The sequence below is a fragment of the Arthrobacter sp. MYb227 genome (genome assembly GCF_002975435.1).
GTDB lineage: Bacteria > Actinomycetota > Actinomycetes > Actinomycetales > Micrococcaceae > Paeniglutamicibacter.
In genome coordinates this window covers 318,051-331,011 of sequence record NZ_PCPT01000003.1, presented here as the reverse complement: position 1 = coordinate 331,011, position 12,961 = coordinate 318,051, and the positions used below count along the sequence as shown (strand labels likewise).

Sequence of the window (12,961 nt, the reverse complement as noted above, 5' to 3'; positions counted from 1 at the left end):
CGTCTAATGCAAGGTTATAGCACTCGAGCATAAAGCAAGACGGCGAGGAGCTGGACGTTACGTCCAATTCCCCGCCGTGAGCATATTTTGATTTAGGCGCTTTGGCGCTGCAGTTCAATTTTCTTATTGTGTGCAAGCACATCGGCATCCTTGTGGCGAAGCCACGCGTACAGCGGAGCCTGGACAAAGACCGTGGCAAGGGTGCCAACGATGATACCGACGAACAATGCCAGAGACAGATCCTTCAGCGTACCCGCACCCAGCAGGTACGAACCGATGAAGAGGATCGAGGCAACGGGCAACACAGCAACCACCGAAGTGTTGATCGAACGAACAAGTGTCTGGTTAATACCCAGGTTCACAAGTTCTGAGAAACTGCGCTTATGTTGATCAACGAAGCCCGCGGTATTTTCACGGATCTTATCGAAGACCACCACCGTGTCATAGAGCGAGTAGCTAAGAATTGTCAGGAAGCCGATAATCGCCGATGGGGTCACTTCGAATCCGGACAACGCGTAGATACCCGCGGTAATGATGACAACCGTGAGCAGACCGATGATTGCGGCCAATGACATCTTCCAGGTACGGAAGTACAGGGCCATGAGCAGGGCCACCAGCACCACAAAAACAATCAGACCAATGAACGCCTGCTTAGAGACGTCCTGTCCCCAGGTGGGACCCACGAATGTCGAGGTCACATCGGCCTTGGAGACGCCGTAGGCGCTGGCCAGTGCCTCTGCGATCTGCAGGGTCTGATCATCGGTGAGCTTGTCGGTCTGGATGCGCATGGTGTTTGCAGCAATGTTTGTCACACGCGGGTGATGATCAGAAGCAATTGCCAGCACTGCATTCTCACCAACGGCCACGTCGGTGTGTTCCACTGACGAGACTGTAAATTCGGAGCCACCACGGAAATCAATTCCGAGGTTGAACCCACCCTTGACGATCGGGACGAGGATCGAGAGGACTACGAGTAGACCTGCGATGGCGAACCAGAGGTTGTGCTTGCCCACGAATGGGTAGGAGCGCTTACCTGTGTAGAGCTCATTGCCCCATGTAGCGAGATTAGCCATTTGATGAATCCTTCTGCGCGCTGTCGTCGTGCTTGGTGGCTCCCGAATGGGCAGCTGCCTGACGTCGTTCGGCGATTGTCTGACGTCGTTCGGCTTCCTTCGCGGCACTTGCATTCTTCTTGCCGCGAGCCGATTCGGCTTCGGTGCTGAAGCTGCGAATCTTTCCTGCGCCCTGGTAAAGCGGGACAACACCAAGCAGCGACGGGTCAAGACCCGAGAAGCGGTGTCCCTCGCCGAAGAACTTAGTCTTGGAAAGTAGCTGCAAGATTGGGTGGGTGAAGAGGTACACCACAACGATGTCAACGATTGCCGTGAGACCAAGGGTGAAGGCGAATCCACGAACGTTGCCGACGGCAACCACGTAGAGGACTACCGCAGCAAGAATATTCACTGCCTTCGCAGCAAGAATCGTGCGTTTAGCGCGCTTCCAGCCCATTTCAACGGCCGAGGGCAACGGACGGCCATCACGCAGTTCATCACGAATACGTTCGAAGTACACGATGAAGGAGTCGGCAATCAGACCAATTGAAACAATCAGACCCGCCACACCGGCAAGCGAGAGTCGGTAGTTCATACTCCAACCGAGCAGAACAATTGCAAGGTAGGTCAGCACACCGGAGGCGATCAACGAAAGTATCGTGACAAAGCCAAGCATCCGGTACTGGAAGATCGAGTAAATGGCCACCAAGAGCAGACCAATTAGACCTGCGATCAGACCGCCCTTGAGCTGATCGGCACCTAACGTAGCGGAGATCTGCTGTTCGGACTGGATATCGAAGCTAATGGGCAGTGCACCGAACTTCAGCTGATCGGCAAGTGCCTTTGAAGATTCTTCGGTGAAGTTACCGGAAATTTCTGCTCGACCATCGGCAATCACCGCATTGGTGGTAGGGGCCGAGATAACAGTTCCATCCAAAACAATGGCGAACTGGTTCTGTACGCCAGGCAACGAGATCAGTCGCTGAGTCACCTCGGCGAACTGCTTGGTTCCTTCGGGGTTGAAGACCAAGTTAACGACCCACTGACCGGTAACCACACCCTGCTGACCGCGGCCCATGGCAGAGGTTGCATCTGCAATGTTTGCACCGGGTACTTCAAGGGGACCGAGAATGTATTTCAAGCCCACACCGGGGCTGCAAGAAATCATTGGCTTATCGGCCGGGTGAACGGTGTCCGCGCCCTTGCCTTCTTCGGTCGGGCAATCATAGGCCTCAAATTGTTTGAAGAGCTCCGGAGTGATCCAGTTGGTATCCGAAGCATTCTTTGGTGCCTCGGTTGGCTTCGGCAGATCCGCTTCCGGGGTCAGCTGATCCTGAGGAGTTGCCTCATAAGCGCCGGCAACGATGACCGGGCGGAACTCCATATTGGCCGAGGCCTGGATGAGCTGTCGAGTGCGAGCATCTGGAACACCTGGCATGGAGACTACGACGTTACGACCCGATTGGGTGGTGATTTCTGCTTCCGAGACACCGGAACCATTCACCCGCTGGCGAATGATTTCCACTGCTTGATCGAGCTGTTCCTGAGTAGCGGCACCGCTACCTCCCTGCACACGTGGTGCAAGGATCATTTGTGTGCCACCTTCCAGGTCGAGGGCAAGTTTCGGGGCAAAAGTCGTCTTCGATCCGATCACTCCTCCAATGAGGACGAGTGCTGAGACTAGGAAGATAACGCCGAGCCATAGCAGGGCTTTGCGAGCCTGCTTGATCGGACCAGTAGTTGACATCGTGAGGCTTTCTGATTGTTGCGTCCGCTACGAGGCGCGAACGAAGACTCCGCGTAAAACCCGGGGTAGGAGACCTGTTGGTTTCTCTCAGTGCCCCGGGCCGCTTGGTGAAAATCGGTGTAATTCAGAGTGCTCACCCAATGCGAGTTGCATTGGTTTTCTTCCTCCACACCATTCACATAAATTGTTTGTAGGGCTTAGGCCTTCGGGCCGTTGTCCTCATTGTTGAGGCGACGCAGAGTTTCCTCGGCGGTTTCGTTGGCCAGCTCGGTTGTTTCGGCGCTCTCGGCCGAGGCCGGAGTCAACGATGAAATATCGTTTGGAACTTCGACAACCGGGGCAGCTGTCTCCGGAGGAACAACTTTGGCAACCGTCTGCGAGTGAACTGTGACGTTGCTACCTGGGGAAACCTCGAGAACGATCTTGTTCTCTTCGGTATTGATGCTCACAATGCGACCGAAAAGTCCGAACTGGGTCATGACCTCGGCACCGGGCGCCAGGTTTGAACGAATCTCTTCCTGAGCCTTGGCAGCCTTCTTACGGCCACGCATCATCATGAAGATCAGCAGACCAAAAGCTGCAAGCATGATCAACATGGTGGGGTCGAATGGGGCCTTGCCGGCTGCGGCCTGGGCCAAAACGTAATCGGTCACGAGTAAATACCTGTTTCTAAGTCATTGTCATCGGCGTGCATCTCTAAGCGTGATTACAGCCGGTGGGCCTAACCATCCTATCCTGCCAAAACGTAGAAACTGTGACCAAGCCCAACATTTGCACTGCGAATATCCTATGAATTCTCCATGCAAGTGACCGCGATTTGCTATAGCTAGGGGTTACTGCTCGTCTTCGTCATCGAGTTCATTAGCGGCCTGACCGGCGAACATTGCCTCGGCAGGCATACGAAGGCCCAGATGATCCCAGGCGGCAGCCGTGGCAATGCGGCCACGCGGAGTGCGACCCAACAGGCCCTCGCGAACCAAGAATGGTTCGGCAACTGTCTCCACAGTTTCGGTTTCTTCGCCCACGGCGATGGCAAGTGTTGAAAGGCCCACCGGTCCCCCACCGAACTTGGTGCACAATGCGAGCAGCACCGAGCGGTCCAAACGATCTAGGCCACGGGCATCAACTTCATACATATCCAAGGCAGCTGAGGCGGCGCGAGCATCAATGTTTTCGAGCTTATTCACCAGCGCCCAGTCTCGCACGCGACGCAATAGGCGGTTGGCAATTCGTGGGGTGCCGCGGGAACGGGAGGCGATTTCGTAAAACGCTGCCGAATTGACCTTCAGCGAGAGCATCATTGCCGAGCGGCGCAGGACAAGTTCGAGTTCTTCGACGCTGTAGAACTCGAGGTGGCCGGTAAATCCAAAGCGATCGCGCAGTGGTCCTGGCAAAAGTCCGGCGCGTGTGGTGGCGCCAACGAGCGTGAAGGGTGGAAGCTCCAACGGAATCGCGGTGGCTCCGGCTCCCTTACCGACGATGATGTCGACGCGGAAGTCTTCCATCGCCATGTAGAGCATTTCCTCGGCCGGACGGCTCATCCTGTGGATCTCATCGAGGAAGAGCACCTCGCCCTCGGTCAGCGAGGAAAGAATCGCGGCAAGATCTCCCGCGTGCTGGATTGCGGGACCCGAGCTAATGCGCAATGGGGCGTTCATTTCCGCTGCAATGATCATCGACAGCGTGGTCTTACCCAGACCCGGGGGGCCCGAGAGTAGCACGTGATCTGCAGTGCGTTCGCGGATCTTGGAGGCTTCCAGAACGAGTCCAAGCTGTTGGCGCACACGCGCCTGACCTACAAAGTCGTCAAGGTTCTTGGGGCGCAGTGCTGCCTCGAGGACGCGTTCCTCGGGCTCGGAGCCCGCATTGGTCAGGGTGCCTGAATCGTTCATGGTGATTTCTCCTAGACTCGGGTGCCGCGACCGAGTGAACGCAAGACTGCGCGCAGAATTTCGGGAACAATACCGCCGGCGATAATTGCCGGATCGGACTTCTCAAGGGCGGTCAGTGCCTTGTTTGCGTCCTTTTCGGTCCATCCAAGTCCGGTGAGCGCTTCAATAACCTGCGGCTCCCAGGACGGGGCAGCAACGGTTCCGGTAGTTGTGGGAGCACCCGTGGGGGTCAGCTTGCCGGAGAGTTCAAGAACAATGCGTTGAGCTCCCTTGGGGCCAATACCCGAAACCTTGGTGAAGGCCTTGGTGTCTTTGGTGCTTGCTGCCACCCGGACATCTTCCGGTGTGTGTACCGAAAGGATGGCCAGGCCCGTGCGTGGTCCAATGCCCGATACACCGGTGAGGATCTCAAAGACCTCACGCTCATCCCCGCTGGCAAATCCGTAAAGAGTCATGGAGTCTTCGCGGACGACCATTGAGGTGTGCACCAAGGCTTCACGTCCCACATGAAGCGTGCCAAGGGTTTGCGGTGTGGCCTGGATCAGCATCCCAAAGCCACCGACCTCGATGATTGCACTGTTCAGGTTGACCTGCGCTGTCACTCCCCTGAGCGTACTGATCATCTGTGCCGTCCTCCGAATTTTGTGGGGCTAGTCGAACACCAAAGCTCGACTATGCGAATATATCTACGAACAGCTTACCGCGTTTTATGGTCCGTTCGTGGCTTTGATCGCTTGAGGGTGCCGTGAGAGAAGCTGCAGGCGCCCACCTTCACAGTTCCCCCACGTGCGCTGCTACTTAGCGGGCTTTGACGCTGCGCGCTTTGGCCTCGGCGGCAACCCAGGCTCGCTGGGCCGGGGTGAGCCCGGAAGTTCCACTGCGGGGTGAGGAAGCCGAGGCGGCAGCACCAGCGGCACCGAATGCGGCACCACGCCACCCATGGGTAATGGCAAGGGCCGCGGCATCGGCAGCATCGGCGGGTGAAGGCGGTGCATCAAGACGTAAGATCTTGGCAACCATTTTTCCTACTGCCAGCTTATTTGCTGTACCAGAACCCGTAACCGCGGCCTTAACCTCGGTGGGAGTGTGTAACGCCACGGGAATTTCGCGGCGCGCGGCTGCAACAATGACAATTCCCGAGGCTTGAGCGGTGCCCATCACGGTGCTGACATTGAGCTGAGAAAAAACACGTTCGAGGGCAACAACATCGGGTTTATGCTGATCAAGCCAGGCATCTATGCCATCAGCGATGACCAGCAAACGCTGATCAAGTGGCGTGCCGGACTCGGTGCCGATGACCATGACATCGATGAGTGTTGCACGCCGATTAGGTTCGACGTCGACCACGGCCAACCCACAACGGGTCAGTCCGGGGTCGACGCCGACCACTCGTAGAGCCAAAGTGGATTAGTCCTCTTCGAGTTCTGCCATGACCTCGGCGCTGATATCAGCGTTCGAGTAGACGTTCTGCACGTCGTCAAGCTCTTCAAGCGCATCTGCTAGCTTCAGGAACTTGCGAGCCGATGCCGCGTCCAGATCCACATGCATTGAGGGTACGAATTCGACTTCGTCGGTTTCGTAGTCGATGCCGGCTTCTTCAAGCGCCGCTACAACTGCGCGCAGGTCGGTTGGCTCGCAGTGAATTTCGAAGGTGTCTCCGGCCTCCTTGATCTCATCGGCACCGGCGTCAAGGACGACCATGAGCAGATCATCTTCGGTAAGTTCACCCTTGGGCAGCGAGATGACGCCCTGACGAGCAAACATGTAGGCAACCGACCCGGGGTCAGCAACGGTGCCACCGTTGCGGGTGATGGCCAAGCGCGTCTCGGAAGCGGCACGGTTCTTGTTGTCGGTCAAGCACTCAACAAGCAGGGCCGAGCCCTGTGGGCCGCGAGCTTCATAAATGATTTCGGTGTAGTCGATGACTTCACCGGTCAGACCGGCACCACGCTTGATGGCGCGATCAATGTTGTCGTTAGGAACCGAAGTTTTCTTGGCCTTGGATACCGCAACTTCCAGGCCTGGGTTTCCCGCGAGATCTGCGCCGCCTGCGCGAGCCGCAACTTCGATGTTCTTGATCAGCTTGGCGAACGCCTTGGCGCGCTTGGAATCAAGAGCAGCTTTTTTGTGTTTGGTGGTTGCCCATTTGGAGTGGCCGGCCATGCTTTACGCATCTCCTCTAATGATGTGGATGAATAATTCGTGAATGCGGCGCTCACCGCTCACCTCTGGGTGGAATGAGGTCGCCAGCAGATTTCCCGAACGTACTGCAACAATTCTAGCTACCTGTTGGGCTTCTGTACTCACCGGCGTGTTGCTAGCCGGAATTGAAGCAAGGATTTCTACCGATTCGCCAACGCTTTCGACCCATGGTGCCCGAATAAATACACCGCACAGCGGTGCAACTTCAAGGCCCCGAGCCTGGCTGGGGATCTTTTCGAGCCCACGCACCACCAAGTCAACTTCGAAGGAATCTATCTGACGACCGAAGGCATTACGGCGCACCACCATCTCAATCCCGCCAAAACTCTGCTGCGGGTTGCCCTTAAGATCGCAGGTGGGATCGGCAATAGTGTCAGCAAGCATGATCATTCCGGCGCAGGACCCATAGACGGGAAAACCGTCTGCGATTTTGTCCTTAAGCGGTTCGGCAATCCCGTACATGCGCGAAAGTTTATCGATGACAGTTGATTCGCCACCGGGAATGATCAAGCCATCAAGGTTTTCGAGTTCCTGCGGCTTTTTGATGGGTATGGGAACCATGCCCAAATCATCGAGTGCTTGCAAATGCTCGCGCACATCGCCCTGCAGGGCTAGTACTCCTATTCGTGACACAGTGGTGTCGCTTTCTCGTACGTGTTGAGAGAATAATTTTCTGGCTTCGCTTCAGCCGCCGTGCAAGCTTAAACCCGTGAGGTGCCGGTCACTGAGAAAATGACGCGGCGCGTCGCACAAGGAATTCGCTACCGATCCTTCTCAGATCCTCATGGCTGGGGCAGAGTCCAGATCTTCGCCCCGTCATTGTCCGCTCCAAAAGCATTGACGGTGTCGGTGGTGCGTTTCAGGGACGCGGTATCCGCCTGTTTGTTAAGGCAATACCCCTCGGTTGCGGGCAAGGCGCACCAGCGTAGTGGCGCATTGGTCATGGTGTGTGGAGCCCAGCGCAGTTCTCCGGGTTCCCACCCTTCCTTGGTACGCACAAATTGCATGTTTACCGTGACGCCTTCACGGTTGAGTACGGTTTTGGTTGCGTGCTTGGCGACGGAATTGCCAAGACCGTAAACAATCCAGGTGCCCTTGTATTTCTCGATGGGTAGCACCGAGTGGGTGTGGTGGGAATAGATGAAATCGAATTCACCGCTGGCAGCTAAATCTCGGTAGAGCTTCTTCTGCCCGGTGGTTGGCCTGTTGGTGTATTCGGCACCATCGTGGATTGCGACTATGACAATTTCTGCCCCGGCAGCCCGTGCCGTCTTCGCGCGTTTGATCAGTGTTGCCGCATCAATTTTGTCATCGACGCGCCACGGTACATCCTCACGCATGCCATTCAATCCGTAGGTTCCGGCAATCACCGCAACTTTGGCGCTTCCCACCTGGGTGATCAAGGGCTTTGCTGCTTCCGCGGCGCTGGCATAGGACCCCGTGGCGAGCAAGTCCGCTTCCTTGAGCGCTTCAAGTGTTCGCAGCACGCCCTTCACACCGGCATCCATGGTGTGGTTACTTGCCGTGGTGCAACCGTCGTAACCAACGGCTTTGAGTGCGGGAATAATTTCTTGCGGAACCGTGAACATGGGGTAGCCCTGGTAGGGGCCATCCTTGGGTGCTAATGGTGTTTCTAAATTGCACAGTGAGAGGTCCGCCTGTGCCAGATATGGTGCTATGCCCGCGAGCTGGGGTGTGAAATCGAAGGAACCTTTGCCGTCCCGTTCGGCCTGCTCCCACAAGGCCGGGTGCAGCAAAATATCTCCGGCAACGGCGACCTCGATACACTCCTCCCCCGGGCAGCTTTCGTTTTCACCCTTGGGGCGTTCGGTCTCCGAAGAGTTACCTGTGGAGTTACTTGTGGTTGGTGCTGGCGGTGTTGAGGAAGGTTGTGGTGCACCGGTAGGGCTCTGGCTGGCGGGGTGAACCGATGAATCGGCAGCTGGGGTTGAAACGATTGTTGCTTCAGCTGGTGGCTGATTCGGTGCCGTGGTGCAGCTTGCAAGGATCACCGATAGCGCGGCAAGTGGCAGGATCGCAAGGGACTTTCGGGCAAGGACACCAAGGGCAGAAGGTTCAAGCATGTTAGAAAGCCTAACCTTGCCCGGCGTGTGGCGGCGCGGGATACACCTCGGCGCCCGAGCATATGACAAGCTTGGTGACATGCAGAATCCGTTGCTTCAGCCAAGCTCCTTGCCGTTTGAATTTCCTGATTTCCCTGCCATAACCGCAGCCCACTATCTTGAGGCTGTCGATCTGGGGATTTCGCAGCATGCCCAAGAACTGCGCGAGATTGTTACCAGCCAGGATGCACCAACGTTTGAAAACACCTTTGTGTCATTTGAACGTAGCGGCCAGCTGCTCCGCCGTGCCGCAATGGCCTACGGAACCGTGTTCTCGGCTCATGGAACCGATGACCTACGTGAAATAGATCCACGGCTTCAGTCCCTGTATAACGCACACCTTGACGCCATTTACCTGGACCAGGAACTTTTTGAGCGACTTGTGTCATTTGATGCCGCCGAACTAACGGGTGAAGATGCTCGGCTGGTCTCCGAGACACTTCGCACCTTCCGTGCGGCCGGTGCCGAACTCGACGAAGCAGCTAAATCTACGCTGCGCGAGCTCAACGGTAAGATCACCGATCTTTCCAGCGAGTATTCACGCAAACTGCTCGGTGCCATGAATGAGGCGGCAGTTTTCTTTGACAATGCCGAGGAGCTGGCTGGCCTGAGTGCCGGCGAGCTTGCCTCTGCTGCCATTGCAGCACGCGAGGCCGGTCATGCCTCGGGTTACCTTTTGACATTGGTGCTTCCAACATCTCAGCCGCTGCTGGCGACACTAGAAATAAGTGATTCTCGCCGTCGTCTTTTCACCGCATCGGTAACCCGCGGTCAGGAAGGCGAAAACCGCACCCTAGATTTGGCAGCCCAGATGGCTGCTTTGCGCGCCGAACGCGCCAAGCTTTTGGGCCATGCTACACATGCTGACGTGGTACTTGAAGGTGCAACAGCTCCCTCACTGAGCGCAGTGCGCGAACGACTTGCTCAGATGATTCCCGCTGCGGTACAGAACGCGCGCGCAGAGGCAGCCGAATTGGCCAAGATCTCCGGTTCATCAATCGAGCCATGGGATTGGGCTTACTACTCCGCGGCCGTGGCCAAGGAACGCTACACGCTGGATCACGGTGTGCTTCGCGCATATTTTGAACTCGACACGGTATTGACCGACGGCGTCTTCGCTGCGGCACACCGCTTGTATGGCTTGAGATTCACCGAACGCACGGATCTGCCGCTCTACCACCCGGATGTTCGTATCTGGGATGTTTTTAATGAGGATGGCAGCCAGTTGGGGCTGTTCCTGGGAGATTTCTTTGCCCGACCCACCAAGGCCGGTGGTGCCTGGATGAACTCTATCCGTGAATCGGTGGGGCTCTTTGGTGAACGTCCGGTGGTTACCAATACCCTGAACATTCCCAAACCTGCCGCCGGTGAACCCGCGCTTGCCAGCCTTGATGAAGTCAACACGCTATTCCACGAATTTGGCCATGCCTTGCACGGACTTTTCTCCGCCGGTGTTTACTCATCACTTGCCGGTACCTCGGTTCCCCGTGACTTTGTCGAATATCCTTCACAGGTCAATGAAATGTGGGCGTTGCACTCAGATATTCTGCCCGGCTACGCAAAGCACTTTGAGACCGGTGCTGCATTGCCCGATGGCACCGCACAAAAGCTTGAGGATGCTGCGCTGTGGGGTGAAGGATTCGCCACCACCGAATACCTCACCGCTGCGATGCTCGATCTGGCCTGGCATTCGCTACCCGCCGGACACCTTGTTGAAGATCCCCTGGCGTTTGAGGAGCAGGTACTCACCGATGCCGGGCTCATCCCGGATCTTGTACCTTCGCGCTACCGCAGTGGCTACTTCAAACATATCTTTGATGGCGGCTACTCGGCCGGGTACTACTCCTACATTTGGTCCGAGGTACTCGACGCTGACACCGTCGAGTGGTTCACCGAAAACGGCGGACTACGACGTGAAAATGGAGATCGTTTCCGCTCGGAGCTACTCTCGCGCGGGAACACCCGCGATCCCTTGGAATCGTATGTTGCGTTCCGTGGTCGCGCAGCACGCATCGAACCACTACTTGCCCGTCGCGGATTGGCCAAGGACTAACTCCTCAATGACAACCATTAGTTTTGCCCAGGAAACACTGACTCACTGGCATCAAGCCATGGCCATGGCCACGGGCGGCAAGATCTTTACAACTCACGAATGTTCCTGGGCCTGGCAACCGGCACGCGGACGCTTGATCCTCTTGTTCCCACTCCATGCCAAGGATGCAGGCATTCGCCCTGGCTTGGCCGAGGGTGCACGTTTGGGTGCCCGTAGGGTTGAGGCATGGGTCAATTCCGGTGCTCCCGCCGATGCCCTTACTGATGTAGGTTTCACGGATGCCGCGCAGATCAGCTGGCATGCTGGAGAATTGCTCAGCCCCGTTGAATCGTGGGATGGCAGGGTTCGCTTGGGCTCCGATATTCCCGAGGCCGGCGGCGCCGATGCCAAGGAACTTCACGTGGCAAACTTGTGGCGTGATCCTTCCCGCGCGGGGCTGAGCGCCGGGCATTCGGCGTTACGACGCATTGAACAAGCAACCGCCAGAACGCTTGACGGCGATTTGGTCGGACGTGCCTTTGCGCAGCAGGCATTTGGTGGCCAATTGGCGATCCATGGTCTTGCTGTGGGTGCCGCCCACCGCCGTCAGGGTGTCGGCTCTGCACTATTGCATGGGCTTGCCCGTGGCATGGTCAATCCGTTGGGGCTCGACGAGCAATCACATGTTGAGCTGATTGCCGCGGCTTCACCTACCTCTGCAGAATTCTTTGAGGCAAACGGGATGCGTCTATTGGGCCGCGGCAGACACATGATCTTGCGCTAGATCTTTTTGAAGGTACTTAGTAGATGGGCGCCAACGAGACCCGATTCTTCAACACCAAGGCCCGCGGCTACCTCATGATGAGAAGTGGCTGCGGTTGAACCGTAAAACACGTGAGGTTCCGTCACCTAGTTGGTGACGGAACCTCACGTGTTTTTAGGACCTAGTTACTGCTTACCAGCCGCGCTCGGACAGGCGGTGCGGTGCCGGGATGTCTGCAACGTTGATGCCGACCATTGCTTCGCCCAGACCGCGGGAGATCTTGGCCAGCTCGTCAGGGTCGTTGTAGAAGGTGGTGGCCTTCACGACGGCTGCGGCTCGCTGTGCCGGGTTGCCGGACTTGAAGATACCCGAGCCAACGAAGACGCCGTCGGCGCCCAGCTGCATCATCATTGCTGCATCGGCAGGGGTAGCAATACCACCGGCGGTGAAGAGCACGACCGGGAGCTTGCCGGTGGCTGCAATTTCCTTAACAAGTTCGTACGGTGCCTGCAGTTCCTTGGCGGCTACGTACAGCTCGTCCTTGGGAAGTGCCGCGAGCTTGGCGATTTCGGCGCGGATCTTGCGCATGTGACCTGTGGCGTTGGAAACGTCGCCGGTGCCTGCCTCGCCCTTGGAGCGGATCATTGCCGCACCCTCGTTGATGCGACGCAGCGCCTCGCCGAGGTTGGTGGCACCGCAGACGAAGGGAACCTTGAACGGCCATTTGTCAATGTGGTGCTCGTAGTCGGCCGGGGAAAGGACCTCGGATTCGTCGATGTAATCAACACCGAGGGACTGCAGGATCTGTGCCTCAACAAAGTGACCTATTCGGGCCTTGGCCATCACCGGGATGGAAACGGCGGCGATGATGCTGTCAATCATGTCCGGGTCGCTGGCACGCGACACGCCACCCTGGGCGCGGATATCGGCAGGGACGCGTTCCAGTGCCATAACCGCTACGGCACCCGCATCTTCTGCGATGCGGGCCTGTTCGGCGGTGACAACATCCATGATGACGCCGCCCTTGAGCATGTCGGCCATGCCTCGCTTAACACGATCGCTACCTACGGTAGTTGCGGGGGTCGAGACGCCTTCGTTTTCAGACACCTTGGGTTTCCTTTCAATAAGCTGATGCAGTACGGAAATCATC

At 57.0% G+C, this 12,961-nt stretch carries 12 protein-coding genes; 2 read left to right on the top strand and 10 right to left on the bottom strand.

The window, feature by feature from the left end; translation table 11 throughout:
- Positions 1-92: 92 nt before the first annotated feature.
- From secF to CQ018_RS09050, 9 genes are all read right to left on the bottom strand, one after another.
- Positions 93-1,073 carry a protein translocase subunit SecF gene (gene secF / locus CQ018_RS09090; protein ID WP_105549665.1) on the bottom strand — a complete coding sequence of 327 codons (981 nt, stop codon included), beginning with the start codon at positions 1,071-1,073 and terminating at the stop codon, positions 93-95.
- Entirely contained in the window at positions 1,066-2,799 is a 1,734-nt protein-coding gene (gene secD / locus CQ018_RS09085; protein WP_105549664.1) for a protein translocase subunit SecD, read from the bottom strand. Before secD ends, secF begins: the two co-directional genes overlap by 8 nt.
- A 197-nt stretch (positions 2,800-2,996) precedes the next feature.
- Positions 2,997-3,452, bottom strand: coding sequence for a preprotein translocase subunit YajC (gene yajC / locus CQ018_RS09080; protein WP_258142484.1), 456 nt, complete (start codon positions 3,450-3,452; stop codon positions 2,997-2,999).
- A 180-nt stretch (positions 3,453-3,632) separates the two neighbouring features.
- Positions 3,633-4,691: a Holliday junction branch migration DNA helicase RuvB gene (gene ruvB / locus CQ018_RS09075; RefSeq protein ID WP_105549663.1), complete on the bottom strand. Its 1,059-nt coding sequence runs from the start codon at positions 4,689-4,691 to the stop codon at positions 3,633-3,635.
- An 11-nt stretch (positions 4,692-4,702) separates the two neighbouring features.
- The gene (gene ruvA, locus CQ018_RS09070; protein WP_105549662.1) at positions 4,703-5,314 is read right to left on the bottom strand and encodes a Holliday junction branch migration protein RuvA; all 612 of its coding nucleotides are present in this window, start codon (positions 5,312-5,314) and stop codon (positions 4,703-4,705) included.
- A gap of 175 nt (positions 5,315-5,489) precedes the next feature.
- A complete protein-coding gene (gene ruvC / locus CQ018_RS09065) occupies positions 5,490-6,092 on the bottom strand; it encodes a crossover junction endodeoxyribonuclease RuvC (RefSeq protein ID WP_105549661.1) in 603 nt (200 codons plus the stop codon).
- Between the two features lie 6 nt (positions 6,093-6,098).
- Positions 6,099-6,854: a YebC/PmpR family DNA-binding transcriptional regulator gene (locus tag CQ018_RS09060; protein WP_105549660.1), complete on the bottom strand. Its 756-nt coding sequence runs from the start codon at positions 6,852-6,854 to the stop codon at positions 6,099-6,101.
- A gap of 3 nt (positions 6,855-6,857) precedes the next feature.
- Entirely contained in the window at positions 6,858-7,526 is a 669-nt protein-coding gene (gene pdxT / locus CQ018_RS09055) for a pyridoxal 5'-phosphate synthase glutaminase subunit PdxT (RefSeq protein ID WP_105549659.1), read from the bottom strand.
- A gap of 149 nt (positions 7,527-7,675) precedes the next feature.
- The gene (locus tag CQ018_RS09050; RefSeq protein ID WP_105549658.1) at positions 7,676-8,977 is read right to left on the bottom strand and encodes a CapA family protein; all 1,302 of its coding nucleotides are present in this window, start codon (positions 8,975-8,977) and stop codon (positions 7,676-7,678) included.
- Positions 8,978-9,056: 79 nt separating this feature from the next.
- On the opposite strand from CQ018_RS09050, the gene CQ018_RS09045 reads away from it, so the two are divergent.
- Positions 9,057-11,069 carry a M3 family metallopeptidase gene (locus tag CQ018_RS09045; protein ID WP_105549828.1) on the top strand — a complete coding sequence of 671 codons (2,013 nt, stop codon included), beginning with the start codon at positions 9,057-9,059 and terminating at the stop codon, positions 11,067-11,069.
- A gap of 7 nt (positions 11,070-11,076) precedes the next feature.
- Positions 11,077-11,832, top strand: coding sequence for a GNAT family N-acetyltransferase (locus CQ018_RS09040; protein WP_105549657.1), 756 nt, complete (start codon positions 11,077-11,079; stop codon positions 11,830-11,832).
- A 171-nt stretch (positions 11,833-12,003) separates the two neighbouring features.
- On the opposite strand, the gene pdxS is transcribed toward CQ018_RS09040, so the two are convergent.
- Positions 12,004-12,960, bottom strand: coding sequence for a pyridoxal 5'-phosphate synthase lyase subunit PdxS (gene pdxS, locus CQ018_RS09035; protein WP_374954184.1), 957 nt, complete (start codon positions 12,958-12,960; stop codon positions 12,004-12,006).
- Position 12,961: the final 1 nt, after the last annotated feature.